27 protein-coding genes are annotated in these 26997 nt (G+C 71.3%); 15 read left to right on the top strand and 12 right to left on the bottom strand.

Going from position 1 to position 26997, the window contains the following annotated elements; genetic code table 11:
- Positions 1-104: 104 nt before the first annotated feature.
- Positions 105-446 carry a hypothetical protein gene (locus tag FCL41_RS06680; protein ID WP_137066734.1) on the top strand — a complete coding sequence of 114 codons (342 nt, stop codon included), beginning with the start codon at positions 105-107 and terminating at the stop codon, positions 444-446.
- Between the two features lie 25 nt (positions 447-471).
- On the opposite strand, the gene FCL41_RS06685 is transcribed toward FCL41_RS06680, so the two are convergent.
- From FCL41_RS06685 to FCL41_RS06700, 4 genes are all read right to left on the bottom strand, one after another.
- On the bottom strand, positions 472-858 hold the full coding sequence (locus tag FCL41_RS06685) for a beta-class carbonic anhydrase (protein WP_338088669.1): 387 nt from the start codon (positions 856-858) through the stop codon (positions 472-474).
- Between the two features lie 102 nt (positions 859-960).
- Positions 961-2769, bottom strand: a complete 1809-nt coding sequence (locus FCL41_RS06690; RefSeq protein ID WP_239021822.1) for an MFS transporter — start codon at positions 2767-2769, stop codon at positions 961-963.
- The gene (locus tag FCL41_RS06695) at positions 2766-3473 is read right to left on the bottom strand and encodes an LppX_LprAFG lipoprotein (RefSeq protein WP_137066736.1); all 708 of its coding nucleotides are present in this window, start codon (positions 3471-3473) and stop codon (positions 2766-2768) included. The genes FCL41_RS06690 and FCL41_RS06695 overlap by 4 nt, the downstream gene beginning before the upstream one ends.
- Positions 3470-5977, bottom strand: a complete 2508-nt coding sequence (locus FCL41_RS06700; RefSeq protein ID WP_137066737.1) for a DNA gyrase/topoisomerase IV subunit A — start codon at positions 5975-5977, stop codon at positions 3470-3472. The genes FCL41_RS06695 and FCL41_RS06700 overlap by 4 nt, the downstream gene beginning before the upstream one ends.
- Before the next feature lie 77 nt (positions 5978-6054).
- Between FCL41_RS06700 and FCL41_RS06705 the strand changes: the two genes are divergently transcribed.
- From FCL41_RS06705 to FCL41_RS06715, 3 genes are all read left to right on the top strand, one after another.
- Positions 6055-8784: a bifunctional acetate--CoA ligase family protein/GNAT family N-acetyltransferase gene (locus tag FCL41_RS06705; RefSeq protein ID WP_137066738.1), complete on the top strand. Its 2730-nt coding sequence runs from the start codon at positions 6055-6057 to the stop codon at positions 8782-8784.
- Positions 8785-8887: 103 nt separating this feature from the next.
- Complete coding sequence (locus FCL41_RS06710; protein ID WP_137066739.1) at positions 8888-9487, top strand: DUF5998 family protein; 600 nt, start codon at positions 8888-8890, stop codon at positions 9485-9487.
- Entirely contained in the window at positions 9484-10605 is a 1122-nt protein-coding gene (locus tag FCL41_RS06715; protein ID WP_137066740.1) for an alkaline phosphatase family protein, read from the top strand. The genes FCL41_RS06710 and FCL41_RS06715 overlap by 4 nt, the downstream gene beginning before the upstream one ends.
- Before the next feature lie 42 nt (positions 10606-10647).
- Here the strand turns inward: FCL41_RS06715 and FCL41_RS06720 are convergent, their stop codons facing one another.
- Positions 10648-11301 carry a thymidine kinase gene (locus FCL41_RS06720; protein ID WP_137066741.1) on the bottom strand — a complete coding sequence of 218 codons (654 nt, stop codon included), beginning with the start codon at positions 11299-11301 and terminating at the stop codon, positions 10648-10650.
- 60 nt (positions 11302-11361) lie between these two features.
- Between FCL41_RS06720 and FCL41_RS06725 the strand changes: the two genes are divergently transcribed.
- Together FCL41_RS06725 and FCL41_RS06730 are read left to right on the top strand one after the other, a co-directional pair.
- Complete coding sequence (locus FCL41_RS06725; protein ID WP_137066742.1) at positions 11362-12372, top strand: aldo/keto reductase family protein; 1011 nt, start codon at positions 11362-11364, stop codon at positions 12370-12372.
- Positions 12369-13181 carry a sulfurtransferase gene (locus tag FCL41_RS06730; protein WP_137066743.1) on the top strand — a complete coding sequence of 271 codons (813 nt, stop codon included), beginning with the start codon at positions 12369-12371 and terminating at the stop codon, positions 13179-13181. Before FCL41_RS06725 ends, FCL41_RS06730 begins: the two co-directional genes overlap by 4 nt.
- 26 nt (positions 13182-13207) lie before the next feature.
- Here the strand turns inward: FCL41_RS06730 and FCL41_RS06735 are convergent, their stop codons facing one another.
- The 3 genes from FCL41_RS06735 to FCL41_RS06745 all read right to left on the bottom strand — a co-directional run bounded on the left by FCL41_RS06735 (position 13208) and on the right by FCL41_RS06745 (position 16507).
- A complete protein-coding gene (locus tag FCL41_RS06735) occupies positions 13208-14059 on the bottom strand; it encodes an MOSC domain-containing protein (protein ID WP_137066744.1) in 852 nt (283 codons plus the stop codon).
- Complete coding sequence (sepH, locus tag FCL41_RS06740) at positions 14056-15036, bottom strand: septation protein SepH (protein ID WP_170970307.1); 981 nt, start codon at positions 15034-15036, stop codon at positions 14056-14058. Before sepH ends, FCL41_RS06735 begins: the two co-directional genes overlap by 4 nt.
- Before the next feature lie 166 nt (positions 15037-15202).
- Complete coding sequence (locus tag FCL41_RS06745; RefSeq protein ID WP_137066746.1) at positions 15203-16507, bottom strand: D-arabinono-1,4-lactone oxidase; 1305 nt, start codon at positions 16505-16507, stop codon at positions 15203-15205.
- Positions 16508-16567: 60 nt separating this feature from the next.
- On the opposite strand from FCL41_RS06745, the gene FCL41_RS06750 reads away from it, so the two are divergent.
- From FCL41_RS06750 to FCL41_RS06760, 3 genes are all read left to right on the top strand, one after another.
- A complete protein-coding gene (locus tag FCL41_RS06750) occupies positions 16568-17680 on the top strand; it encodes a ferrochelatase (protein WP_137066747.1) in 1113 nt (370 codons plus the stop codon).
- A complete protein-coding gene (locus tag FCL41_RS06755; RefSeq protein ID WP_137066748.1) occupies positions 17677-18516 on the top strand; it encodes an inositol monophosphatase family protein in 840 nt (279 codons plus the stop codon). The genes FCL41_RS06750 and FCL41_RS06755 overlap by 4 nt, the downstream gene beginning before the upstream one ends.
- A gap of 164 nt (positions 18517-18680) precedes the next feature.
- Entirely contained in the window at positions 18681-18971 is a 291-nt protein-coding gene (locus FCL41_RS06760) for a DUF4193 domain-containing protein (RefSeq protein WP_137066749.1), read from the top strand.
- Between the two features lie 139 nt (positions 18972-19110).
- Here FCL41_RS06760 and FCL41_RS06765 read toward each other — a convergent pair whose 3' ends face one another.
- Together FCL41_RS06765 and FCL41_RS06770 are read right to left on the bottom strand one after the other, a co-directional pair.
- Positions 19111-19425, bottom strand: coding sequence for a DUF4235 domain-containing protein (locus FCL41_RS06765; RefSeq protein ID WP_137066750.1), 315 nt, complete (start codon positions 19423-19425; stop codon positions 19111-19113).
- 32 nt (positions 19426-19457) lie between these two features.
- Positions 19458-19925, bottom strand: coding sequence for a DUF3093 domain-containing protein (locus tag FCL41_RS06770; protein WP_239021823.1), 468 nt, complete (start codon positions 19923-19925; stop codon positions 19458-19460).
- 76 nt (positions 19926-20001) lie between these two features.
- Here FCL41_RS06770 and dut point away from each other — a divergent pair, with 76 nt between their 5' ends.
- The 4 genes from dut to FCL41_RS06790 are packed head-to-tail and all read left to right on the top strand — an operon-like array spanning position 20002 to position 22240.
- Complete coding sequence (gene dut, locus FCL41_RS06775) at positions 20002-20481, top strand: dUTP diphosphatase (protein WP_137066751.1); 480 nt, start codon at positions 20002-20004, stop codon at positions 20479-20481.
- Positions 20482-20506: 25 nt separating this feature from the next.
- Positions 20507-21124 carry a DUF3710 domain-containing protein gene (locus tag FCL41_RS06780; protein WP_170970308.1) on the top strand — a complete coding sequence of 206 codons (618 nt, stop codon included), beginning with the start codon at positions 20507-20509 and terminating at the stop codon, positions 21122-21124.
- A 1-nt stretch (position 21125) separates the two neighbouring features.
- Positions 21126-21488, top strand: a complete 363-nt coding sequence (locus tag FCL41_RS06785; protein ID WP_137066753.1) for an OB-fold nucleic acid binding domain-containing protein — start codon at positions 21126-21128, stop codon at positions 21486-21488.
- Positions 21485-22240 carry a DUF3159 domain-containing protein gene (locus FCL41_RS06790; protein ID WP_137066754.1) on the top strand — a complete coding sequence of 252 codons (756 nt, stop codon included), beginning with the start codon at positions 21485-21487 and terminating at the stop codon, positions 22238-22240. The genes FCL41_RS06785 and FCL41_RS06790 overlap by 4 nt, the downstream gene beginning before the upstream one ends.
- Before the next feature lie 83 nt (positions 22241-22323).
- Here the strand turns inward: FCL41_RS06790 and FCL41_RS06795 are convergent, their stop codons facing one another.
- Positions 22324-22995: a potassium channel family protein gene (locus FCL41_RS06795; RefSeq protein WP_137066755.1), complete on the bottom strand. Its 672-nt coding sequence runs from the start codon at positions 22993-22995 to the stop codon at positions 22324-22326.
- 1 nt (position 22996) lies between these two features.
- A complete protein-coding gene (locus FCL41_RS06800; protein WP_420846573.1) occupies positions 22997-23647 on the bottom strand; it encodes a potassium channel family protein in 651 nt (216 codons plus the stop codon).
- A gap of 85 nt (positions 23648-23732) precedes the next feature.
- Between FCL41_RS06800 and FCL41_RS06805 the strand changes: the two genes are divergently transcribed.
- Positions 23733-25781: an APC family permease gene (locus FCL41_RS06805; protein ID WP_420846567.1), complete on the top strand. Its 2049-nt coding sequence runs from the start codon at positions 23733-23735 to the stop codon at positions 25779-25781.
- Positions 25778-26920: a class I SAM-dependent RNA methyltransferase gene (locus FCL41_RS06810; protein WP_137066758.1), complete on the top strand. Its 1143-nt coding sequence runs from the start codon at positions 25778-25780 to the stop codon at positions 26918-26920. The genes FCL41_RS06805 and FCL41_RS06810 overlap by 4 nt, the downstream gene beginning before the upstream one ends.
- Positions 26921-26997: the final 77 nt, after the last annotated feature.

Below are 26997 nucleotides of genomic sequence, written 5' to 3' on the forward strand. Positions count from 1 at the left end.
ACAGGGCGCCACGATCAGGAAGTGGCAGGATCGTGGTCGTGCCGTCCACCGCTGTGCCGCGCCCAAGGTCCTGGAGGCCGCGACGACGTACGTGGGTGCTCGCGGTGGGTGTCCTGACCCTGGCGCTCGTGGGCGCGCTCGCGTGGTGGGTGCTGGTCAGGACGGAGCCACGGCCCTGGGGCACGGTCGACGTCGAGGGCGACGTGGTGCGCGTGCACTACGTCGGAGGCGAGTGCGACCGCGGCGAACGGCTCGAGGTCGAGGAGACGGCCACCGAGGTGGTGCTCACGGTGCGGCTCAGGGCCTGGGAGATGTCGTGCAGCGACGTGGGCGTGCCGCGCACGCTGAGCGCGACGCTCGACTCCCCGGTGGGGGAGCGAGAAGTCGTCGACGGAGCCTGCCGGGAGCCGGAGCACGCCACGAGCATGGCGTGCAGCGACGACTGAGGACGACAGGCAGGCCCCGTCGGCGTCACTCGACGGGGGAGAGGAGTCCCGTGTCGACGTCGTAGATGAAGCCGCCCACCGTGACGGTGTCCGGGATGAGCGGGTGCGACTGCACCTTGCGTACGTCCTCGCGCAGGCCGGCGACCTGGTCGGGGACCACGCCGAAGGACTGCCACGAGGCGTCGACGCCGGAGGCCTTGGTGATCAGCTCGCGCAGGACGGGCTCGCTGTGCTTGGTCATCGCGCACTTGGTGTGCGGCACCACGAGGATGCGCTCCACTCCGAGCAGGTGGACGCCGAGCACGAGCGCCTCCAGCGCCTGAGGCGTCACGCGCCCGCCCGGGTTGCGGAAGATCTTCGCGTCGCCGTGCTTCAGCCCGAGCATCGCCAAGGGGTCGATGCGCGAGTCCATGCAGGTCACGAGCGCGACACCAGCGTGTGCCTTGCCGTCGAACCCGCCCACAGGTCGAAGTTGTCGGCAAATGACTTGTTGGCCTCGAGGAGGTCGTCGAATTCACCCATGCGGCAAGCCTAGACCTGCCTGTGCGCGCACCTGCGAGGGAGTCGCCGTTCGGAACACCCACAGGGCCACCAGTGCGGCCAGCGCGGCCACGAGCGCCGCCCCGGCGAAGACGGTCGTCTCCTGGGCGATGCCCGCCTCCTTCAGCAGGAGGGTGAACTCCGCGCAGCGCGAGCGGCCGTCGCAGACCTCGCGTACGGCGGGGAAGTCGGCCTGCACCGCGTAGTAGCGGTGCAGACCCACGGCGGTCAGTGCCGAGACGCCGACGAGCATCCCGACCATGCGCGCCACCACGACCAACGCGCTGCTCAGCCCGTGCACCGAGGGGGCGGTGAACGCCAGGACGGCCGCGTTGACGGGCGCGAGCGCCAGCCCGAACCCGAGGCCGCAGACGACGAGCGACACGCTCGAGTGCCACTGCTCAAGAGCGTCCAGGCCCCAGCGCGACATCGCCGCGAAGGCGCCCGCGGCCAGCGCCATGCCGAGCGCCGTCGTGGGGCCGGACCCCCACCAGCGGGTGAGCCACCCGCCCGCCACGGCGCCGACGGGCAGGGCGATGAGGAAGCGTACGAGGACGAGGCCTGCCATGAGCTGGGAGTCGCTGTGGACGGTCGTGCGCGCGAAGAGCGGGATGTCGACCACCGCCGCGATCAGGGCGGCCCCGACCAGGAAGCTGACCACCAGCGCCCCGCTGGCCGGCAGTGCCGAGAACGTGCCACGGGGGATCAGCGGGTCATGGGCCCGACGAAGGTGGACGACCAGGCAGACGGTCGCCAGCGCGGCACCCAGGAGGTACCACTCACCCTGCTCCGCGAAGAGCTGCACCTTCGGGTCGGCGGTCGCGAAGGCCAGGATCACGCCCCCGAGCGCCACCGCCAGGAAGGCCGAGCCGACGAGGTCGGCGTCGCGCGCGGCGCGCAGCCACGGACGTACGTCGAACAGGGGACGACGGGCGGTCAGGAGTCGCAGCACGAACAGCAGCGCGGCGAACATCGCGACGCTCCCGACCGGGCTGAGCCAACGCCCGTCAGGGACGAACGGCACGAACATCTCGCCCCAGACCAAGTCGCGCATCACCGCAGCCGGCCGCAGCACGACGAGGCCTGCGGCGACGAGGGTGAGGAGCAGCAGGGCGGCTCCCAGCAGGTCGAACGAGTCGCTGCGCGCGCGCCGTTCGGCCAGCAGGGCCCGCGCCCGGTCGTCCAGGAGCTGCGGACGTCGCGTGGCGAGCACCCGCAGGGCAGCGGCCAGCACGCAGGCCACGGCCAGGTTGAGCGCGAAGATCGCTCGCCAGTCGGACAGGACCAGCACCGCCGCCCCCAGCAGCGGCCCCAGCACGGAACCTGCCTCCTGCACCGCGGAGACCACGCCCAGCGGCACCCCGCGGCGATCGGCGGGGTAGAGGTCGGCGACCAGCGCCAGCGTCGCGGGCACCAGGGCCCCACCGCCGACCCCTTGGAAGAAGCGACCCACCACCATCGAGGGCAGGTCGTAGGCCATCGCCGTGACCAACGACCCGACCGCGAAGACGGCCAGGGCCAGGACCAGCACCGGCACCCGTCCGTGCAGGTCGGCGATCCGTCCGATCAGCGGGAGCATCGCGACGTAGCCCAGCAGGAAGCTCGACACGATCGGGGCAGCCCGCTGCAGCTGGTCGATCGGGATGCCGGCGCTGCCCATCATGTCGGGCAGGGCGAGCACCACCACGTAGGTGTCGGCCGCAGCAAAGGCGACGGCGATCGCCGCCAGTGCCAGCAGGGCACGCGTGCCCGGCGGTGCCACGGGCCGGGCCTGCCCGGTCACGGCTTCCTGATCGTCTTCTCGAGGCCGTAGTCGGTGATGTCGAGGACGTAGGTCATCTCGTCGTTGCCCTCGTAGAAGACGCCGGTCACCTCGGCGCGACGGAGCTCGCCGTCGTCGGTGACCAGGTAGGTGGCGTCGAACTCGGAGCTGGCGCTGCTGCTCGGGATCACCCGCTTCACCACCTCGCCGGGGATGGTGCCGGTGTAGGAGGTGAGCACCTCGTCGTTGTCGCGGCCGCCGCGCTCGCTCGCCCCGGCCTCGGGGTCCTCGGTGCCGCGGAGCAGTGCGACGACGCCGTTCTCCGCGCCGATGAGCCGGGAGGGGTCGGGGGCGCCGTAGTCGGTCGGGTCGATGTCCTGCCACGTGGTGGTGAGCGGCACGGTGGCCCAGACCTTGTCGTCGAGCGCCACGACCGGCACGTCGAAGTCGGTGCCGGCGACCCGGACCTTCAGGGTGCCCTCGAAGGCGGGGGCATCGGTGACCGCGCCCACCGCCTCGACGATGCCGTTGACACCCGAGGGCAGCTCGTCGGTGCTCAGACCCAGGGTGACGCCACTGGTCGACTCCAAGGTCTCAGCGGCTTCCGAGAGGGCCTGGGCTGGATCGCGGTCGCCGTCGTCGTCGCCGCCACTGCAGGCGCTGGCGCCGAGTGCGAGCACGACCAGGGTGGCCGCCAGGCGGGTCCGCACGCGTACGCCCCTCATCCCTCGCTCCCCGACTGTGCTGACGTCTGGGCTGCTGCCTGCACCGCTGGCTGGAGGGCGACCGGCGACGCGCAGGCGACGATGGGCATGGGGGAGGGGACGCCGGATCCGTCACGCTTCCCGTTGGCCTCGGGCAGCGGGACCGGAGCTCCGCTCGCCGCCGCGGCACGGGCCGGTGCGGAACCGGCCCAGGCGAAGACGAGGGTGTCCTCGCCCTTGAGGAAGCGGTGGCAGCGGACGCCTCCGGTGGCGCGGCTCTTGCTCGGGTACTCGGAGAAGGGGGTCACCTTCACCGAGCCGTTGTCGGTGCCCGGCAGGGCGGTCGAGGAGCCGGAGGAGGTGACCACCACGGAGTCGTCCGGGTTCACCGCGCCGAACCACGTGACGGAGGCGCCCTCGGCCAGGCGCACGCCGGCGACGCCGCCGCCGGTGCGGCCCTGGGGGCGTACGACCTCGGCGTCGAAGTGGAGCAGCTGGGCGTCGCTGGTGATGAAGCAGAGGGTCTCGGTGCCGGTGGTGAGCTCCAGGGCGCCCACGACCTCGTCGTCGCCCTTGAGCGAGATGACCTCCCACTCGTCGCGGGTGAGGATCTCGTTGGTCACCCTCTTCACCACGCCGTCGCGGGTGCCGAGGGCAAGGCCGGGTCCGTCCTCCTTGAGCCGCGTCAAGGCCAGGGGTCGCTCGCCCTGGGCGAGCTCGACGATCTCGCTCAGCGGCAGGCCGCCCTGGATCGACGGGTCGTTGGCCGAGGCGGGCAGCTCCGGCAGGTCGAGGGCCTGGAGGCGCAGGATGCGCCCGCGGGAGGTGAGCAGCCCGACCTCGCCGCGCACGGTGGTCCGCACCGAGGAGACGACGACGTCGTGCGACGTACGGTCGCCGCCCAGGCCAGGTGTCTCGACGTCGGCCGAGCGGGCCAGCAGGCTGCTCGAGGAGAGGAAGGCCAGGCAGGGGTCGTCAGGCACCTCGAGCGAGGCTCCCGCGCCCGCCGCGGTGACGGTCGTGCCGGCCGAGGCGAGCAGCACCGTACGTCGCGGGGTGCCGTAGGTCTTGGCGACCTCGGTGAGCTCGTCGGCGACGACCTTCCGGAGCAGGGTGTCGTCGGCGAGGATGGCCTCGAGGTCCCGGATGGTCTGCTCCAGCTCGGCCTTCTCCTTGTCGAGCTCGAGCTTGGAGAACTTCGTGAGCCGGCGCAGCGGCATGTCGAGGATGTAGTCGGCCTGGATCTCCGAGAGGTCGAAGATCTGGATCAGCCGCTCCTTGGCCATCGCGGCGTTGTCGCTGCCCCGGATGATCTGGATGACCTCGTCGATGTCGAGGATGGCGACCAGCAGGCCGTCGACCAGGTGGAGACGCGCCGCGGCCTTGTCGCGGCGGAACGTCGAGCGACGGCGTACGACGTCGAAGCGGTGGCCGAGGAAGACCTCGAGCATCTCCTTCAGCCCCAGGGTGCGGGGCTGGCCGTCGACCAGCGCGACCGCGTTGATGCCGAAGGAGTCCTCCAACGGTGTCTGCTTGTAGAGCTGCTCGAGCAGGACCTCAGGGACGATCCCGTTCTTCACCTCGATGACCAGGCGCAGGCCGTTGACGCGGTCGGTGAGGTCCTTCACGTCGGAGATGCCCTGGAGCTTCTTCGACTGCACGAGCGTCTTGATCCGCTCGATGACCTTCTCCGTGCCGACGTTGTAGGGCAGCTCGGTGACGATGATGCCCTTCTTGCGGGCGGTGACGTTCTCGATGCGCGCGGTGGCGCGCATCTTGAAGGTGCCGCGACCCGTCTCGTACGCGTCACGGATGCCGTCGAGCCCGACGATCTTGCCGCCGGTCGGCAGGTCGGGACCCGGGATGAAGCGCATCAGGTCGTCGAGGTTGGCCTTCGGGTGCTTGATCAGGTGCTTGAGCGCCTGCACCACCTCGACCAGGTTGTGGGGGGCGATGTTGGTCGCCATGCCGACCGCGATGCCGGAGGCGCCGTTGACCAGCAGGTTGGGGATGGCCGACGGCAGGACGGTGGGCTCGAGCTCGCGGGAGTCGTAGTTGGGCTTGAAGTCGACGGTGTCCTCGTCGAGCGAAGCGGTCATCGCCACCGCGGCGGGCGACATCCGGCACTCGGTGTATCGCATCGCGGCGGGCGGGTCGTCGGGCGAGCCGAAGTTGCCGTGGCCGTCGATCATCGGCAGCCGCACGGAGAAGGGCTGTGCCATCCGGACCAGCGCGTCGTAGATCGCCGAGTCGCCGTGGGGGTGCAGCTTGCCCATCACCTCGCCGACGACGCGCGCCGACTTCACGTGGCCGCGGTCGGGCCGCAGGCTCATGTCGTCCATCGTGTAGAGGATGCGCCGCTGCACGGGCTTCAGCCCGTCGCGAGCGTCGGGGAGTGCCCGCGAGTAGATGACGGAGTAGGCGTACTCCAGGAAGGACGACTTGATCTCGTCGCCGACGCTGATGTCGAGGATGTGTTCCTCGAAGTCGTCAGGGAGCGGATCCTTGGTGCTGCGGCGTGCCATGGGCCCATTGTCCCCAACGAGGGGCACGATGCGGCCACAGGGCGCGCCGTGGACGGCGTACCGATAGATTCGACCCCGTGAGTGACGCAGACAACGGTGCAGCGGTCGGCGCTGAGGTCCCTGAGGCCCCCGAGGCCCCCAGCCACTGGGAGGCCGACGTGTTGCTGCGCGACGGCAAGGTCGCCCACATCCGTCCGATCCGCCCCGACGACGCCCAGCTGCTGGTCGACTTCTACGGGCGCGTCTCGGACGAGTCGAAGTACTACCGGTTCTTCGCCCCGATGCCGCGCCTGAGCGACAAGGACGTGCGCCGATTCACCCAGGTCGACCACGACGCGCGGGTGGCCTTCGTGCTGCTCTCGGGTCGGCAGATGATCGCGGTGGGGCGCTACGACACCGTCGATCCCGGTGAGGCCGAGGTGGCCTTCCTGGTCGAGGACCGCCACCAGGGGCGCGGCATCGGCCAGCTGCTGCTCGAGCACCTGGCGCAGGCCGGGCGTGAGCGCGGCATCGAGCGGTTCACCGCCGAGGTGCTCCCGGACAACCACCCGATGATCCGCACCTTCAAGGACGCCGGCTACAGCGTCGCGAGCCAGTACGACGACGGCGTGGTCAGCCTCGAGTTCCCGATCGACGCGACGATCACCGCGCTCGACGTCATGGAGCAGCGCGAGCACCGCGCCGAGTCGGCCTCGATCGAGCGCTTCTTCAACCCCCGCTCCATCGCGGTGATCGGCGCCAGTCGCCGCCAGGACACCATCGGCCAGGCACTGGTGCGCAACCTCGTGCTGGGCGACTTCTCCGGGCGGGTCCACGCGGTCAACCCCAGCGCCGACGCGGTCTCCGGCCTGCCGGCGTACGCCTCGGTCGCCGACATCCCCGGTGACGTGGACGTGGCGATCGTCGCCGTCCCCGCCGAGGCAGTCCAGGACGTCGTGCTCGACTGCGCCGCCAAGGGCGTCCACGGACTGGTCGTCATCTCGTCGGGCTTCGCCGAGACCGGGGAGGAGGGACGGCGGCGCCAGCGCCAGCTCGTCGGCCTCTCCCGCTCCTACGGACTGCGCCTGATCGGCCCCAACTGCCTGGGCGTGATCAACACCCACCCGGAGGTCTCGCTCAACGCGTCGCTCTCCTCGGTGATGCCGCCCCGTGGACGCGCGGGCTTCTTCTGCCAGTCCGGAGCCCTGGGCTCGGCCATCCTCGAGAAGGTCAACAACCGTGGACTCGGCCTGACCACCTTCGTCAGCGCCGGCAACCGTGCCGACGTCTCCGGCAACGACCTCCTGCAGTACTGGGAGGAGGACGACTCCACCGAGGTCGTCCTGCTCTACCTGGAGTCGATCGGAAACCCCCGTAAGTTCTCGCGCATCGCGCGCCGCGTCTCGCGTCGCAAGCCGATCGTGGCGGTCCGCTCCGGGCGTACCACCCAGGGTGTGCCGATGGGCCACGCCGTGCGCAAGATCGCGGCGCCGTCGCAGGCCGTCGACGCGATGTTCCGCCAGGCCGGCGTCATCCAGGTCGACACGCTGGAGGAGATGTTCGACGTCGCCCAGCTGCTCGCCCACCAGCCGCTGCCCCGCGGTCGTCGGGTCGCGGTGGTCGGCAACTCCGACGCGCTGGCCCTCCTCGCCGCCGACGCCGCGGCCGGCAACGGGCTGGTGGTCAACAAGACCGTCGCCCTGGGCGCGGACGCCGGTGCCGACGACTTCGAGGACGCCCTCGACGCGGCGATCGACGATCCCGAGGTCGATGCCGTGGTCGCCATCTACATCCCGCCGCTCAACGTCTCCGGCGAGGACGTGGCCAACGTGCTCGCGGCGATCGGCGAGCAGTCGGACAAGCCGCTGGTCTCGACCTTCCTTGGCGCCGAGGGTGTCCCCGAGCTCCTGCGCGTGCCTGACCTGGCGGGGTCGACCGCCGGTCGTGGATCGGTGCCCTCCTACCCGGCCGTGGAGGCCGCGGTCCGTGCGCTGGCACGGGTCGTGGAGTACGCGGTGTGGTTGCGGACGCCGCAGGTCGCGCCCACCGACGAGGCGCTGGTCGACCGCTCGGCCGCCAAGAAGCTCGTCCACCAGTGGCTCACCGCGCACCCGCAGGGCCACGACCTCACCGACGCGGAGCAGCAGGAGCTCCTGGCCTGCTACGGCATCGACCTGTGGCGCAGCATCAGCGTCTCCTCGGTGGAGGAGGCCGTCGCGGCGGGGGAGCAGATCGGGTGGGAGGCCGTCCTCAAGGCGACCGCCCGCCACCTGCGCCACCGCCCTGACCTGGCCCACGTGTGGCGCAACATCGACACGCCCGAGGAGATGCGACAGGCGTGGGAGACGCTGCGCGAGGTCATCACCGACCCCGCCAACGCGGGCTTCGTGGTGCAGAAGAACGCTCCGCCCGGCGTGCCGGTCACTGTGTCGACCACGGAGGACCCGCTCTTCGGACCGGTGATCTCCTTCGGCATCGGTGGTCCGCTCACCGAGCTCCTCCAGGACCGTGCCTTCCGCATCCCGCCCCTGCAGGAGCACGACGCGCAGGACATGATTCGCGAGATCAAGGCCTCTCCGCTGCTCTTCGGCTTCCGGGGCAGCGAGATCGTCGACGTCGGCGAGGTCGAGCGCATCGTGCGTCGCGTCGCACAGCTGCAGTACGACGTGCCCCAGATCCGGCAGCTCTCCCTACCGCTGGTCCTGGCCGGCGAGAAGGGGTGCGCGGTCCTGGGCGCGAGCACCCGCATCGAGCCGGTCGTCGACCCCCGCTCGGACTGGTTCGTGCGTCGTCTCAGCGTCATGCCAGGCGACACGCTGCCGGGCTGACCGGGCCTGAGATGGGCTGGTGGCCCGGCCGCCGTCGGCGTGTTGTCGTCCCGGGTCGTTGACTCGACTCCGCGGGGGCAGCCCGGCGTGACAGACTGACTCCATGCGCAGTCGTACGTCCGACCACCCTCGTTCCGAGTTCGACCGCTCCCACGAGCTGCGGGTCGCGATCGACCGCACCGGCTACTACCCCGAGGTGGTGGCCGACGGCGTCTTCGCCGCGCTGGGCGGCGAGCCGGTCGTGGCCTTCTACGTGCACCACGAGCCCACCTTCGAGCGGGACGAGGTGCGCCGCCACCAGACCGTCGTCGTGCTGACGCCGTCGCGCCTGATGCTCGCCCACACCGACGAGCACCCCGGCGACGACATGCTCCCGGAGCCCTACACCTCGACCTCCACCGAGGCGATCACGCTCAGCGCCGTGCGCTCCGTCGTGGTCACCCGCATGGTGACCAACCCGACCTCCGGTCCGGCTCCCGCGGTCGAGGCGGTGCTGACCATCGGCTGGGGCGGCGTCTCGCGGATCGACCTCGAGCCCGCAGGGTGCAACGACCCCCAGTGCGACGCCGACCACGGCTACACCGGTGTGGTCGCCGGCGACGACTTCTCGCTGCGCGTCTCCGCGGCCGCCGACGGTGGCGACGCCGTGGGCGGGCTGCTCGCCTTCGCCGAGGCGCTCTCGGCGCGGACCCGCGGGGCATGAGCCAGAGCTTCGTCGAGCCGGCGTACGGAGAGCGGTCCCTGGTCGACGTGGTCCCGGCCGTTGCCACGGCCCTGGGGCGACCGCTCGCGGGGTCGACGACCTCGCTGGTGCTGCCCGAGGCAGCCTCGTACGTCGTCTTCCTCGTCGACGGCATGGGGGCCGAGCTGCTGCGGCGCTACGCCCACGCCGCCCCCTTCCTGTCGTCCCTGCTGGCCGACCAGGCGCCCGCGACCGCGGGCGTGCCCTCCACGACGGTCACCAGCCTCACGTCGCTGGGCACGGCGCTGGCGCCCGGTGCCCACGGCATGGTCGGCTTCACCTCCCGCATCCCCGGCACCGACCGGTTGCTCAACGGCCTCCAGTGGGCCGCGGACGTCGATCCGGTCGAGTGGCAGCCGCACCGCACCGCGTTCGCCCGCCTGGGCGACGCGGGTGTGACGACCACGGTCGTCAACAAGCGTGACTACGAGGGCAGCGGGCTCACCGTTGCCGCCAACCGAGGCGCGGAGTTCGTCGGTGCCGACCTGGTCGGTGAACGGATCGCGGCCGTCGTCGCGGCCTCAGCCGTCCGGCCGTCCCTCACCTACGTCTACGACTCGGACCTCGACTGGACCGGGCACCGCTTCGGCGTCGCCTCTGTCCAGTGGCTCCAGCAGCTGGCGATGGTGGACGCCGAGGCCGAGCAGATGCGCGAGGCGCTGCCCGCGCACACCAAGCTCCTGGTCATCGCCGACCACGGCATGGTCGACAGCCCGCCCGAGGCGCGTGTCGACGTCGACGAGCAGCGGGAGCTGCGCGACGGGGTGTGGCTGCTGGGCGGCGAGGCCCGCTTCCGCCACCTCTACTGCCGGGGCGGCGCCGTCGACGACGTCGTGGCGACCTGGCGCTCCGTGCTGGGCGACCGCGCCGAGGTCCTCTCCCGCACCGACGCCCTCGCTCGTGGCTGGTTCGGCCAGGTCGAGGCGGGGGTGCTCCCGCGCCTGGGCGACGTCATGGTGGCCTGCCGCGACGACGTGGCGATCCTCTCCAGCGTCGACTTCCCGTACGAGGCGAAGCTGGTCGGGCTGCACGGCTCCCTCACGCCGGCCGAGATGCTGATCCCGATGGTGGTGGCCTGACCGCAGGCCCGCCACCGGCGGCCCAGAGCTGTCGGCGAGCCCTCAGCCGAAGGGCAGCGGGTCAGGGGCGAGGCTGACCGCCTTCGCGCGGGCGGCGGTGAGCCGGCGCCGGTGGTGCTGGCGGCAGAGCACCTCGTACGCCACGTCGGCCGGCGGCTCGTCCGCCGCCTCCACGTCACCCACCACGACGACCTCGCCGTCGGTGACCATGGCGCCGTTCTCGGTGCGGGCGTTGTGGGTGGCCCGCTTGCCGCACCAGCACAGGGCCTCGACCTGGAGGACGTGCATCCGGTCGGCGAGCTCGACGAGGCGGGCGCTGCCCGGGAAGAGGATGCTGCGGAAGTCGGTGAGGATGCCGAAGGCGAAGACGTCGATCTGCAGCTCGTCGACGATCTTGGCGAGCTGCTCGATCTGGAGGGGGGAGTAGAACTGGGCCTCGTCGCAGATCAGGTAGTCGATCCGTGCGCCCTGGGTGAGCCCCGTGACGACGTAGTGCCAGAAGTCGAAGTCCGTCGGCACCTCGAGGGCGCGGTGGGTGAGTCCCAGCCGGCTGGAGAGGACAGCTTCGCCGCCGCGGTCGTTGGCGGTGAAGATGCGCCCGATCCGGCCGCGGGCGGCGTGGTTGTGGTTGGTCTGGAGTGCGAGGGTGCTCTTGCCGGAGTCCATGGTCCCCGTGAAGAATTGCAGTTCTGCCACGAGGCCCGATCCTGTCATGTCGGGTTGTCGACCGCTAACTCCAGTCAGTAGGTTGACTTGATGGAATTCAGGTATCTGGGAAACAGTGGCCTCCGCATCTCCGAGGTCACCTACGGAAATTGGCTGACCCACGGGAGCCAGGTCGAGAACGACGTCGCCGCGACCTGCGTACGCGCTGCGCTCGACGTCGGCATCACGTCCTTCGACACCGCTGACGTCTACGCCAACACGGTCGCGGAGTCGGTGCTGGGCGACGCCCTGAAGGGGGAGCGGCGCGAGTCCCTGGAGATCTTCACCAAGGTCTTCTGGCCGACCGGCCCCGGGGGTCCCAACGACTCGGGCCTCTCGCGCAAGCACATCCTCGAGTCGATCAACGGCTCGCTCCGCCGCCTCCAGACCGACTACGTCGACCTCTACCAGGCGCACCGCTACGACCCCACCACGCCGCTCGAGGAGACGATGCAGGCCTTTGCCGACGTCGTCCGCCAGGGCAAGGCGCTCTACATCGGCGTCAGTGAGTGGACGGCCGAGCAGATCACTGTCGGCGCAGCGATGGCCAAGGAGCTGGGCTTCCAGCTCATCTCCAGCCAGCCGCAGTACTCGATGCTGTGGCGCGTGATCGAGGACGAGGTCGTGCCGGCCTCCCGCGAGGCCGGGGTCTCGCAGATCGTCTGGTCCCCGATCGCCCAGGGCGTTCTGACCGGCAAGTACCTGCCGGGCCAGGCCCCGCCGCCGGGGTCGCGTGCCACCGACGAGAAGGGCGGGGCCAGCACGATCTCCCGCTTCATGACCGACGAGACCCTGACGGCCGTGCAGCGGCTCAGGCCGATCGCGGAGTCGGTCGACCTGTCCCTGTCGCAGCTGGCCGTGGCGTGGGTGCTGCAGAACGAGAACGTCGCCTCGGCGATCGTGGGTGCCTCGCGCCCCGAGCAGGTGCACGAGAACGTCGGCGCCGTCGGGGTGGAGCTCTCCTCGGAGACGCTCGCCGCCATCGACGAGGCCCTCGGTGGCGTCGTCGAGCGGGACCCGCGCCGGACCTCCGAGAACGCGCCGCAGGACCGCCCCTCGTGAAGAGTCCGTTGATCGGTGTCGAGGAGCTCGCCGAGCTCCTCGACACCGTCACGGTGCTCGACGTGCGCTGGCGCCTGGGTGGTCCTCCGGGACGCGACGAGTTCCGCCGCGGCCACGTGCGCGGCGCACGGTTCGTCGACCTCGACACCGCACTGGCTGACCCGCCGGGGGAGCGAGGCCGTCATCCGCTTCCTGCTCACGACCGCTTCGGTGCTGCGATGCGGGCAGCCGGAGTGAGCAGCCACCGACAGGTCGTCGTCCACGACGACTGGGGCGGCCGGGCCGCAGCGCGGGCGTGGTGGTTGCTGCGGCACCACGGGCATCCGTGGGTCCGGGTGCTCGACGGGGGCTGGGCGGCCTGGCAACGGGCCGGGGGACCGACCGCCACCGGCGACGAACCACCGTTGCACGGTGACTTTCGTGCGCAGGTCCGGCCGGCGGGCATGCCGACGGTCGAGGTCGGCGAGGTGCTGGACGTGGCGGTCCTGGTCGACGCGCGGGCGCCGGAGCGCTACGCCGGTGAGGTCGAACCCGTCGACCCGGTGGCGGGGCACATCCCCGGTGCGGTCAACGTGCCCACCGACGCCAACCTCACCGCCGAGGGGCGCCTGCACAGCGCGCCCGTCCTGCAGGCGTTGTACGCCGCCCACGGCGCCGTGCCCGGGGCGGACGTGGTCGCCTACTGCGGGTCCGGAGTCACCGCGACCCACGACGTCCTCGCGATGGAGGTCGCCGGCATCAAGGCGGGGCTCTACCCGGGGAGCTGGAGCGAGTGGGTCACCGACCCCACGCGCCCGGTGGAGCGCTGAGCTGCTGCCAGCACAGCTGCTGCCGGTCAGTCCTCCACGACGACCTCGTCGCCGACCGCGACGGTCCCCGGTACCTCCGGCACCAGGTTGACCGCGAACCAGGTCTTCGAGTCCCAGCGCCGGTGCTTGGCCAACGTCCGGAGGGGTTCCTTGCCCCGCGCGAGAGTCTGCGGGTCGAACGTCGTCATCACGCACCGGTCCGTGGGCCGGGCCATGCGCAGCACCGTGTCGCCGATCCGCACCCGCCGCCACCCGTCCTCCTCGAAGGGCGAGGTGCCGGCCACCACCACGTTGGGCCGGAAGCGAGCCATCGTCATCGGCACGGGCGCCGCCTCGCCCCGCCTCGATGCCTCCTGTGCGACCCAGTCGTTGAGCTGGCGCAGGGAGTCCTCGCTCGCCAACGTCACCGGATAGCCGTCGGCGTAGGCGGTGTGGTCACCGGGGCGGGAGTACGCAGGGTTCAACCGCCGCTGCTCGGGCGCCTGGCACCAGAGCAGGCGTACGTCGTCACGGCCCACCGCGGCGCGCACCCACCGCTGGGCCTCCTCGTCGGCCGGAACCCCGGTCAGGTCGTTGCGGTGCAGACGCAGTGGCACCGGTGAGCCGTCGGGCACCTCGACGGCGTGGTCGGGCAGTCCCGCCGAGCGCAGGCGCAGCGCGTGGGTGACCGTGGGGTCGGTGGAGGGGGTGTCGGCCTCGACCGCGAGGAGCTGGGGATCGGTCCGAGCCGAGACGAGGACGCCGTGGGCGTCGACCAGCACCCAGGACCGGTCGTCGGCCAGGCCGCGCGGCAGCAGCCGAGCACGGTGGAGCGGACGCAGGGCCATGCTCTTGACCGGGTGGACGAAGAGACCCGTCACCCGAGGCGCAGCCGTCATTCGCCCGTTCCGCCACCGAACATGATCTCGTCCCAGCTCGGGACGGCGCGGCGCTTGCGCGACGACTTGCGAGGCGTCTCCGCAGGCGCCTCCTGGGGCTCGGCCTGCGGCGTGGCGTCGGTCTGGGCGACGGGGGACGACTCGCGGCCCGGCTCGTCCTGGCCCGCGGTCTCCTCGGGGACGCCGCCCTGCAGTGCGCCGGTGAGGTCCTGGGTGGCGTCGTGGTCGGCGGCGAAGTCGCGCAGGAAGTCCGGGGTGGTGTCCTGGGCCCGCGGCGTGGTGACCAGCTGGATCGCGTCGTCGCCCAGCGAGGTCTCCGAGCGGACGGCGCTCAGGCGCCGCGGCCCGGGGGCCCCGGCCGGCGGCTCCGGCGCGACAGCGGTCTCGGGGCGCGCGTCGCCGACGAGCCAGCGTGCGTCGTCGTCGTCCAGCGTCACGTAGTTGCCGGGCATGTCGAAGGTGAAGGTCGCGACGCCACAGCGCGGGCCGCTCTCGAAGAGGCCGGTGAGGGTCCACTTGCCGTCCTCGCGGCGGAAGGCGTCCCACTCGACCGTCTCGGGGTCGACGTTGTGGCTGCGCAGCTGGTGGGCGACGGCGTCCTGCAGGGTGCGGGCGCCACTCGGGGAGGCGCCGCCCTCGGAGGCGCGCCGTCGGATGGAGGAGCGCTGGGCCCGGTCGGCGACGTGGGCGCGCTCGGCGAGCACGGGCGCGGCGTACGGCATGATCTTGTCGACCGACGTGTGGGCCGCCTCGGCCACCGCCTCCGCAGACTCTCCGGAGCGGATGCGGGCCTGGATGTCGCGAGGGCGAAGTGCGCTGTCCATACGTGTCTCCAAGTGGCCTGGGCGGGGCTGCTCGCCGCGGACGGCGGAGCGCAGAGCGTTGTCGACGTCGAGGGTGAACTCATCGCCGTCGCCGTTGACCAGCAACAACCGCGTACGGTCCTCGCTCAGTCCGACGAGCGTGAGGTGCGCCATCGCCTGCCGTGCTCCTGCCCCGTGTGCTGCCCGGGAGTCTTCCCGGGACGTCGTGCGTGCGTGGGTTGAGCCTACGCCAGCCCCGGGCGTGGCGCAGGTCGTGGAGGTGGCGGGTGCGTCCGACCGGCTCGGGGGCGCGAGCTGTGACGGGTGAGACCCGTGGGGTTCAGTCGCCGAGGACATGTCGGAGGTAGGGGTTGGCGAGGACGCGGTCGGGATCGAGGCGGTCACGCAGGGTGAGGAACTCGTCGAACCTGGGGTAGAGGGCCGCGAGGTCGGTGGCGCTCCGAGTGTGGATCTTGCCCCAGTGGGGGCGGCCACCGAAGCTCTTCATCACGTCCTCGACGGCGGCGAAGTAGGCCCTGTGGTCGGCGTCGCGGTGCACGTGGAAGGCCAGGTAGAGCGAGTCCCGTCCGTACGCCGTCGACAGAGCCACGTCGTCGGCCCTGGCCGTGCGGATCTCGACCGGGAAGCCGATCCGCCAGTCGTGCGCGTCGATGACGCGACGGGCCTCGCGCAGGGCCTCGAGGCCGACGTCGCGGGGGAGCGCGTACTCCATCTCGCGGAAGACGACCCGGCGCGGCGAGACGAAGACGCGGTGAGCGACGTCGGTGTACGTCCGGGGCGTGAGCGCCCCGGCGGCGAAGGCGTTGATGCGGGGCACGAGGCCCGGGCGGCGCGACCCCAGCCACGAGGCGGCGCCGAAGACCGTGTTGGAGAGGAAGTCGTCGTCCCACCACGACCGCAGGACCGACGGCGGCGAGGCCGTCGCCGGTGGGTCGGTGACCCGGGTGTTCGCCTTGAGCAGTGCCCCGTCGGTGTGCGGGAACCAGTGCACGTCCACGTGGTGGTGCGTACGGGTGAGCTCGTCGAACGACTCGAGCAGCTCCTCCCACCCGATGGGTCGTTCCTCGGCCTCGAGGCAGAAGAGCGGCTCCACCTGGAAGGTGACCTCCGTCAGGACGCCCAGCGCGCCGAGGCCGACCCGTCCGAGCTCGAAGAGGTCACGGTGCTGCGTGGCGTCGGCCCGGAGCAGCTCGCCGGCGCCCGTGACGATCTCGAAGCCGGCGACCTGGGCCGCTAGCCCGGCGTTGGTGCCGCCCGAGCCGTGCGTCCCCGTGGAGATGGCGCCGGCCAGCGTCTGCTCGGCGATGTCACCCATGTTGTGCAGCGACAGTCCGGCCGACTCGAGCAGCGTGTTGAGGTGTTTGAGCTGGGTGCCCGCGCGGGCGGTCACGGTCATGGCGTCGCGGTCGACCCGCACGAGGCCGGTCAGCTCCTGCGGGGTGAGCATGGTGTGCTCAGGCGCAGAGACGGCGGTGAAGCTGTGGCCGCTGCCGACCATCTTGAGGGTGGTGCCCTCCGCCCGTGCCCGATCCACCGCGGCGAGGACCTCGGCGGCGTCGCGGGGCTGCTCGGTGCGCGACGGCGTGGCCCGTTCGAGTCCCGCCCAGTTGCTCCACGTCGTCATGGCTGTGAAGCGTAGTGCGGAAGGGCAGTCCGGTGGGACGGCCTCCCTACGATGGCTGACATGACTGCTGTGGACCAGCCCCAGGCCGCCCCCCAGGTCGTCCCCTACGACGCCCTCCTCCTGCTCTCCTTCGGGGGTCCGGAGAAGCCCGAGGACGTGGTGCCCTTCCTCGAGAACGTGACCCGCGGTCGAGGCATCCCGCGGGAACGCCTCGAGGAGGTCGGCCAGCACTACTTCGGCTTCGGGGGCCGTTCCCCGATCAACGACCAGAACCGGGCCCTGCTCGCGGCCATCCGTGAGGATCTCGCGGCGGCCGGAGTCGACCTCCCGGTCTACTGGGGCAACCGCAACTGGGACCCCTACCTGGCCGACGCGGTGGAGGAGATGCGCGCCGACGGCATCCAGCGGGCCGCCGTCTTCACCACCTCGGCGTACTCGTCCTACTCGTCGTGCCGTCAGTACCGGGAGAACCTCGCCGACGCGGTCGCCGAGGTCGAGGGTGCCCCGCGCCTCGAGCGACTGCGCCAGTACTACAACCACCCGGGCTTCGTGGAGCCCTTCGTCGACGAGACGCTCCGGGCACTCGACTCGCTGCCCGAGGCGGTACGCGACGAGGCTCGGCTGCTGTTCGTCACGCACTCGATCCCCACCGCGATGAACGACGGGAGCGGCGCCGACGGCGGTGCCTACCTCGCCCAGCACCTGAGCGTGATGGCCGAGGTCGTCGACCGTGTCGCCGCCCGCACCGGACGTACGCCCCAGCACGAGCTCGTCTACTGCTCGCGCTCCGGGGCGCCGCACGTCCCGTGGCTCGAGCCGGACGTCAACGACCGCCTGGAGGAGCTCTCGGCCGAGGGCGTGAGCGGAGTGGTCATGGTGCCGATCGGGTTCGTCTCCGACCACATGGAGGTCGTCTACGACCTCGACACCGAGGCGATGGCCACTGCCGAAGGGCTCGGCATGGCGGCGGCGAGGGCCGGTACGCCGGGCACGGACCCGCGCTTCGTCGCGCTGGTGCGTGACCTGCTCCTGGAGCGGGCTGCGGCCGAGAGGGGCGAGGCCCCGGTGCGTGTGAGCCTCGGCAGCCTCGGCGCTGGACCGGACCTGTGTGCCGTCGGCTGCTGCCCCAACCCGCGAGGCCCCCGCCCGGCCGCGTGCGGAGTCGACTCGTGACCCCGTCCGGAGCGCCTGGGCCTGCCGGGGCGGAGCCTGAGCAGCTGCGTGACCTGGCCGTCGAGGTCGCCACGGCTGCGGCCGCCCTCGTGCGGGAGCACGCCGACGGCGTCGAGGTCGCCGACACCAAGTCGAGCGCGGTCGACGTGGTCACCGAGGTGGACCGGCGCAGTGAGGCGCTGCTGCGTGAGCTGATCCTCGCCGCCCGGCCCGACGACACGATCCTGGGCGAGGAGGAGGGCGAGGCCGCCGGCACCAGCCGGGTCCGCTGGATCGTCGACCCGGTCGACGGCACCGTCAACCTGCTCTACGGCATCCCGGAGTACGCGGTCTCGGTCGCTGCGGAGGTCGACGGCGCGGTCGTGGCCGGCGCGGTCGTGGCCGTCGTCCAGGGCCACGTCTACGCCGCTGCGCGCGGCCACGGGGCGACGAAGGACGGCGTGCCGATCGGCGTACGCGGTGCTGCCCCCGCAGGGGCCCGCCTCGTGCTCACCGGTTTCGGGTACCTGCCCGAGGTGCGCGCCCACCAAGGTGCCTGCGTGGCCAGGCTCCTGCCGCGCGTCCGGGACATCCGTCGCGCCGGGTCCTGCGCCCTCGACCTGTGCCACCTCGCCGAGGGGCTCGCTGACGCCTACGTGGAGGAGGGGCCACGCATCTGGGACTGGGCCGCGGGCCAGCTGGTCCTCACCGAGGCGGGCGGCCGGTTCGCCCTGATGCCGGGGGAGCTGGGACGTCGTCTCGCAGGATGGTCCGAGGATTCGGTCGTGGTTGCCAGCACACCGTCCGAGTGGGACGGTTTCGTCGCGGATCTCCGGGACACCGGGTTCGTGGGATGAGCGTTGTGCGTCACATTCGGCTCCGGAATACCGCCGGGGGATGTCCTGTTGGGCACGAAGCGAGCCGCCATTGGTGTTGACGGCGGCCTCATGGGGCACAATCCTCGCGCCGACCACGCAGCGAGGCCGACCTACGGCACGAATTTCGGGAACTGGAAGAAGAGATGGCGACCGACTACGACGCACCCCGCAAGACCGAGGAAGACCAGAGCGAAGAGAGCATCGAGGAACTCAAGGCTCGACGGCACGACAAGAACTCCGGCAAGGTCGATGAGGACGAGACGGAGGCCGCTGAGTCCTTCGAGCTGCCCGGCGCCGACCTGTCGCACGAGGAGCTCGCCGTCGAGGTGAAGCCCAAGCAGGAGGACGAGTTCACCTGCATGAGCTGCTTCCTGGTGCACCACCGCTCGCAGCTGGCAGATGCCGATAAGCTGATCTGTCGCGACTGCGTGTGATCCCTGCCGGACCACGGCACGCCCAGCCTGAGTCAGGGCTGGGCCCAGTGGGCCGCAGCGTCGCACGTCGTGCCTGAGCACACACACAACGAAGGCCGTGTCCCCGAGGGGGCACGGCCTTCGTCATGTCGTCAGCAGCTCAGGCCTGGGGCTTCGCCTTCGAGGCGTCCTGCCCGTCCTTCTCGAGGCCGGGGGGCAGGTGCCCGGTGGACTTCGCGTAGTACGTGGCCGCCTTGCGCGTGGCGAGCATCCGGGCCAGGGCGACGGCGGTGCCGCTCACCGCGGCCCAGGCCACTGCCTCCCACAGGTCGACGTCGGGATCGGCCGGGTTGGCGGGCGGGTTCTTGCCGGTGGCTGCTCGCCAGGTCTGGTCGAGCCCCTTCTTGGCGACCGCGGCCGCTCCCACTGCGGCGGCGAGGGAGAATGCGGTCCAGAGCTTGGAGCCGGATGCCATGCGAGTTCCTCCTGTAGGTCGGTCGACCCAGCCTAGCGAGCCGAGGTGCCGCTGCGCGCCGACGCGGCGGCACCGGTGATCGCGGCCGCCAGTTCCTGCGGGTGCCGCGTGTGGAGCAACCAGTAGGGGGCGGGGTCGTCCGGGTCGGTCAGGTGCACCTTGACGGAGCGCTTGAGGTAGGGCCGCAGCAGCAGGAACGCACGGGCGTCCGCCTCGACGCCGGCGAGACGCTTGGTGGCCGCGTCGTCCAGCGGCTCCACGTCACCGACGTACGCCAGGGAGATGTGCGCCTTGCCAGCGTGCAGGACGCCGTCGGAGACCCGGATGCGGGCGCCGTAGGCGAGGAACAGGGCGCTCATGAGGGCCAGGGTGACCGCCGTGATCGCCCAGGCGGCGGCCTCGGGGATCGACACGACGAGGGCCAGCCAGAAGGTGGCGATGAGCATGGTGCCCTGGACCCACCACCGCAGTGGTACGTGCAGTCGCTCGGAGTAGTCCACGACCACCAGCCTATGTGGCGACCGGGGACGGGACGGAGGTAGGTGCGCGTGCCCGGCCCCCGGTAGGGTCCGGCGCGTGAATGACCACGACCTCGACGTGCAGATCGTCCGTCTCGACCAGGGGCTCCCGTTGCCGGCGTACGCGCACCCGGGTGACGCGGGCGCTGACCTGCGGACGACGGTCGACCTCGAGCTGGGGCCGGGGGAGCGCGCGCTCGTGCCCACCGGCATCGCGGTGGCCCTTCCGCCCGGTTACGTCGCCCTGGTGCACCCGCGCTCCGGCCTGGCGGCACGCCACGGCCTCTCCATCGTCAACACGCCCGGCACTGTCGACTCCGGCTACCGGGGCGAGGTGAAGGTGATGCTGATCAACCACGACCCGCGCGAGAGTCTGCGCCTGTCGCGTGGCGACCGCATCGCCCAGCTCGTCGTGCAGCGCTACGAGCGCGTGCGCTACGTGGAGGTTGAGGCGCTTCCCGACTCCGTGCGTGGCACGGGGGGTTACGGTTCCACTGGGGGGTTTTCCGACTCCTCCGACCGGGCCGCACAGGCCTGACGAGCAGCATGAGGAGGCAGCACCTGTGAAGTTCCGTCGAAAGCCCACCGAGGCTCCCGCCGCGGAGCCTGTCGAGGACGTGACGTCGCAGGAGCCGGCCCAGTCCGGCCCGTACGACTCCTCGTCGGTGCCCGACGACCTCGACCGGATCGACCTGGGCTCGCTGCGCATCGCCCCCGTCCCCGGCCGTGAGCTCCGGCTCCAGGTCAACGAGGAGAGCGGCGACGTGGCCGCGGTGCTCCTGGTCGGCGAGGACGGGGCCATGGAGATGCAGCCGTTCTCCGCGCCCCGTACCGGCAGCCTGTGGGACGAGGCGCGTCCGCAGATCGTGCAGGACGTGGCCCGTCGTGGGGGCCAGACCGCGGAGCGCCAGGGCCGCTTCGGCACGGAGCTGCTCTGCCAGGTGCCCGCCCAGATGCCCGACGGCAGCGCGGGCGTCCAGCCGTCGCGGGTCATCGGCATCGACGGTCCCCGCTGGATGCTGCGCGTCACGTTGCTCGGCCGACCGGCCGTGGAGCCCGAGGACTCGGCTGAGTGGGAGGACGGGCTCGCCCAGGTCGTGGTGCACCGCGGGGACCAGGCGATGCCCCCGGGGCGTCCGCTTCCCTTCGTGATGCCTCCCCAGGCCCGTCGGAGCGACTGAGGTGGAGGTCCGCGGCAGGCTGCGTGGCGCTCTCTCCCGGTGGGCAGACTCGGCCGACCAGGAGCAGCGCGACCTGCGCAAGGAGCACGGCGGCGCCGGCGCGATGACCATCGCCTCCGCTCCCGACCGGGAGCGTGTGACTCTGCGAGGCAGCCTGCGGGCGGTCACTTTGATGCCGCGTGGCGGGGTACCGACCCTCGAGGGCGACCTCGACGACGGCACCGGAATCGTCACGCTCGTCTGGCTGGGCCGCCGGCACATCGTCGGCATCGAGCCGGGGCGGGCCCTCACCGTCACCGGCCGGATCGGTCTCCATGACGGCCGGCGCGTCCTCTACAACCCTCGTTACGAATTGATGCCATGAGCCAGGACCAGCCCCAGGGCCAGCAGCAGGACCAACACGCGGCGCGCGCCGACGTGACCACCGTCGAGGCGCTCGTGCGCAAGCAGCTCTCCGAGTCCCTCGGGGGACGACGGGGCATGGCCGAGGCGGCCGCGCCCACGATCCTCTTCACCGCCACCTGGCTCACGACCAAGGACCTTGGCCTCGCGCTCATCGTCTCGATCGGTGCTGCCGTCCTCCTCCTGGCGATCCGGGTGGTCCAGCGCTCGAGCGTGCAGTTCTGCGTCAACGCACTCGTCGGCATCGCGATCGGGTGGTTCTTCATCAACCGGGCAGCTGCCGCTGGTGGCACGGTCGACGAACAGGCGCTGGCGTACTTCCTTCCCGGCGTCCTCTACAACGCGGGGTACGCCGTCGTGCTCGCCCTGTCGTGCCTGACGCGCTGGCCGCTGGTCGGCTTCATGGTCGGCAGCGTGACCGGCGACCCGACCGCCTGGCGCAGCGACCGGCAGATCGTCCGGCTCACCAGCACCCTGACCTGGGTCCTGGCGGCCCCGTGCGTGCTGCGCGTGGTCGTGCAGGCGCCCATCTACATGGCCGGAACGTCAGGGGCCATGGACGCGGACGCGGCGGTGGCGACCCTGGGCCTGCTCAAGATCGGACTCGGCTGGCCGTTGCAGCTGGGCGCACTGGCCTTGATGGTCTGGCTGCTCGGGCGCAACCACACGCCTCTGGAGTCGCCGAGCACCCCTGCGTCGGAGACCACCGCCTGACACCTGCCGCCACCGGGACCATGCCCGTCACCGGGGCGCTGGACTGTTCGGGGCGCTGGACTGACCGGGGAGCTGGGCCCGGGTCAGCGGCCGGTCGCCCGAGGGGCGAGCAGCTGCTGGAGCTCGTCCTCGGAGTCCTCGCCGACGACGAAGAGGAGCTCGTCGCCCGACTCGATCGGCTGCTCGTCGTTGGGCGGGTAGACCTGTCCGTCGCGCAGGATCGTGACGAGCTGGCAGTTCTCCGGGAGCGGGACCAGACCGGCCTGCTTGCCCACGTAGGGGGAGTCGTCGGGGAGCGTCATCTCGACGAGGTTGGCGTTGCCCTTGCGGAAGGTGAAGAGCCGCACCAGGTCGCCGACCGTGACGGCCTCCTCGACCAGGGCCGACATGATTCGTGGGGTCGAGACGTTGACGTCGACGCCCCAGGCCTCGGTGAAGAGCCACTCGTTGTCCGGGTGGTTGACCCGGCCCACGGTGCGCGGCACCCCGAACTCGGTCTTGGCCAGCAGCGACGTGACCAGGTTGGCCTTGTCGTCACCGGTGGCGGCGATGACCACGTCGCAGGAGTCCAGCCCGGCCTCCTCGAGCGAGGAGAGCTCGCACGAGTCGGCCAGCAGCCAGCTGGCCTCGGGGACGCGCTCGGGCTTCACGGCGGTGGCAGCGCGGTCGATGAGCAGCACGTCGTGGCCGTTCTCGATGAGCTCACGGGCGATGGCGCGTCCTACGGCGCCGGCTCCGGCGATGGCGACTCGCATGTCAGTACTCCTCCTCAGGGCCCTGCTCGATCGCCCTGTAGGTCTCCGCGGCGGTCGCCTCGCGCATGACGAGGTGCAGGACGTCGCCCTCCTGGATCACGGACTCGCGGTTGGGCAGCATGCCCTCGCCGAGACGGTCGATCCAAGCGATCCGGCTGCGGGTCTGCATCTGGAAGACCACGGTGCGCTGGCCGATCCACTTCTCGGTCATGGGCACCTGGTCGAGCCGGATCGTGCCGGTCGGGTCACGGAAGTTGGGCTCCGCCCCGGCGGGCAGGATGCGCCGCATGATCTGGTCGGCCGTCCACCGCACCGTGGCGACGGTCGTGATGCCGAGACGCTGGTAGACCTCGGCGCGGCCGGGGTCGTAGATCCGGGCGACGACCTGCGGGATGCCGAAGGTCTCGCGGGCGACACGGGCCGCGATGATGTTGGAGTTGTCACCGCTCGAGACGGCGGCGAAGGCGTCAGCGCGGCGGACGCCCGCCTTCTCCAGCACGCCCTGGTCGAAGCCGACCCCGGTGATCTTGTCCCCGTTGAAGTCGGCGCCGAGGCGCCGGAACGCGTCCGGGTCGGTGTCGATCACCGAGACGGTGTGGTTACGGTCCTCGAGGCTGCGGGCCAGCGTGGAACCCACGCGTCCGCAGCCCATGATCACGACGTGCACGGCCACACGCTATACCCAGAATCCCCGGCCGGGTGCCCGACCGCCACCGATGGGTCTAGCCTTCATTCCCGTGGGTGTCGGAGATGTGTCGAAGCGGATCATTCTTGGCCGCAAGCTGCGTAGTTCCCAGCTGGGGGAGACGCTGCTGTCCAAGCGCATCGCGCTGCCCGTCTTCGCCAGTGACGCGCTCAGCTCGGTGGCCTACGCCCCGGACGAGATCTTCATCATGCTGTCGCTGGCCGGCGCCTCGGCGTACAGCATGTCCTGGCAGGTGGGGCTGGCCGTCGCGGTCGTCATGACCGCGGTGATCGCGTCCTACCGCCAGACCGTGCACGCCTACCCCAGCGGTGGCGGCGACTACGAGGTCGCCAAGGTCAACCTCGGGCGTACGGCCGGGGTCACGGTGGCCAGCGCGCTGCTGGTCGACTACGTGCTCACGGTGGCCGTCTCCATCAGCGCAGGAGCCCACTACGCCTCCTCGGCGGTGGGCTTCCTGGACGGGCACGAGACCACCTTCGCGGTGCTGACGATCGTGGTGCTGGCGGCGCTCAACCTGCGCGGCGTCCGCGAGTCCGGGATGTACTTCGCGGTGCCGACGTACGTCTTCATGGTCGCGATCCTCGGCATGTGCGCCTACGGACTGGTGCGCCTGCTCCAGGGCACGCTCCCGCAGGTGGAGAGCGCCGACCTGCGCATCGTGGAGGCGCCCGGCTACGAGGGCGAGCTGACGATGGTCGCGCTCCTCCTGCTGCTGGCGCGGGCGTTCTCCTCCGGCTGTGCGGCGCTCACCGGCGTCGAGGCGATCTCCAACGGGGTGCCGGCCTTCCGCAAGCCGAAGAGCAAGAACGCCGCCACCACCCTCTTCCTGCTCGGCCTGATCGCCATCTCGATGATGATGAGCGTCATCGTGCTGGCCAAGCAGATGGGCCTGCGCTACGTCGACCCCCTCGACCGCTCGCGCCTCCTCAACCCCGACGGCACACCCGCCGACACCTACGACCAGCACGCGGTGATCGCCCAGATCGCCCGCGGCATCTTCGACGAGTTCCCGCCGGGCTTCTACCTGGTCGTCGTGATCACCGGCGTCATCCTGGTGCTGGCCGCCAACACCGCCTTCAACGGCTTCCCGGTGCTGGGCTCGATCCTGGCCGAGGACGGCTACCTGCCCAAGGCACTCGGCTCGCGCGGTGACCGACTGGCCTACAGCAACGGCATCGTCTTCCTCGGGGCGATGTCGGTCGTGCTCGTGATCGCGTTCGACGCAGAGGTCACCCGCCTCATCCAGCTCTACATCGTGGGCGTCTTCGTCTCCTTCACGCTCAGCCAGCTCGGCATGGTGCGGCACTGGACCAGGCTGCTCGGCAGGGAGTCGGACCCCCAGGAGCGTGGACGCATGCAGCGTGCGCGGGTCATCAACGCCGTCGGCATGTCCTTCACCGGCGTGGTGCTGGTGGTCGTGCTGATCACCAAGTTCACCCACGGCGCGTGGATCACCGTGCTGGTCATGGCCGCCTTCTTCGTGCTGATGCGGGGGGTTCGCCGCCACTACGAGGAGGTGGCCCACGAGCTGGCCATCGACGAGCAGGACAAGGTGCTGCCGACCCGCGTCCACGCAATCGTGCTCGTCTCCAAGCTCCACAAGCCGACCCTGCGCGCCCTGGCCTACGCCAAGGCCAGCCGTCCCAACGTCCTCGAGGCGATCTACGTCGACACCGACCGGGCCACCACGCAGGCCCTGGTGAAGGCGTGGGAGGAGCGCAACTTCGACGTCCCGCTGAAGGTGCTCCACTCGCCCTACCGCGAGGTCACGCGTCCGATCGTGGAGTACGCCCAGGCGATCAGGCGGGCGAGCCCGCGAGGCGTGGTGGCGGTCTACATCCCCGAGTACGTGGTGGGCCGCTGGTGGGAGCAGCTCCTGCACAACCAGAGCGCCCTGCGGCTCAAGGGGCGCCTGCTCTTCTCGCCGGGCGTCATGGTGACATCGGTGCCCTACCAGCTCGAGTCGTCCCAGGTGGCGCGCGAGCGCGCGGCCCGTGACCAGGGCCGGGTGAAGGCCGGCGACCTGCGTCGCGGCCGGGTGGTCGACGACGACGACGGAAGCGGACAGGTGCACCGATGAGCAGGAACCCACGGCAGCGCAAGGTGCGAGGACGGTCGCGCGTGGGCGAGCGGTACGAGGCCTTGGTCGGTCCCGTCGCGCACGGCGGCCACTGCGTGGTCCGGGTGCCTGCAGGCGACCCGGACGACGAGACCGCGACCCGCGTCGTCTTCACCCGGCACACGCTGCCGGGGGAGGTGGTGGTCGTGCAGATCACCGAGGGCACCGACGGTGACCGCTTCTGGCGAGGCGACGCCGTCGAGGTCCTGGAGCCGTCGAGGGACCGCGTCACCCCGCCGTGCTCGTTCTCCGGCCCCGACCGCTGCGGCGGTTGCGACTTCCAGCACGTCTCGCTCCCTGCGCAACGTGACCTGAAGCTCGACGTCGTACGTGAGCAGATGGTGCGGCTGGCCAGGATGTCGCCGGAGGACCCGCTCCTGGCCGGTCTCGTGGTGGAACCCGTGCCGGGTGACGTCGACGGGTTGCGCTGGCGCACCCGTGGCCGGTTCGTCGACCTGGGCGACGGTCGGCGGGGGATGCGGAAGTTCCGGTCCACCGACGTCATCGAGGTGGACGACTGCCTGATCGAGTCGCTCGAGCCGGCCTCCCACACCGTCCACGGCGTCGCCTTCCAGGTGGCTCCCGGGGGTTTCTGGCAGGTGCACCCCGGAGCGCCGGAGGTGCTGGTCGACACCGTCCTGGAGATGCTGGACCCGCGTGCCGGCGAGGCCGTGCTCGACCTGTACGCCGGCGTCGGACTCTTCGGCCGGTTCCTGGCCGAGCGGGTGGGCGCCGAGGCGCGGCTGGTCGCGGTGGAGGGAAACTCCACCGCCGCCGGGCTCGCCAAGCGCAACCTGTCCGGACTGGCGAAGGTCCGGGTGAGCGCCGGCGACGTCGCAGGGGTGCTGGGGCGGGAGTACGACGAGCCCTTCGACCTGGTCGTGCTGGACCCGCCGCGCGAGGGCGCACGCCGTGCCGTGGTCGACCAGGTCGTCGACCGCGCACCGCGGGCGGTCGCGTACGTCGCGTGCGACCCGGCTGCGCTGGCCAGGGACGTGGCGCTCTTCGCCGAGCGCGGCTACCGGCTCACGGCGCTGCGCGCCTTCGACCTCTTCCCGATGACCCACCACGTGGAGTGCGTCGCCCTGCTCGAGCGCTGAGCGCACGCGACGGACTCCCTCTGGCCAAGGCCGACGTTGGGTGGTAAGTGGATGTCGTGTATCTTGACATCGAGAGA

Origin of the sequence: Nocardioides jishulii (assembly GCF_006007965.1) — a bacterium.
GTDB lineage: Bacteria > Actinomycetota > Actinomycetes > Propionibacteriales > Nocardioidaceae > Nocardioides > Nocardioides jishulii.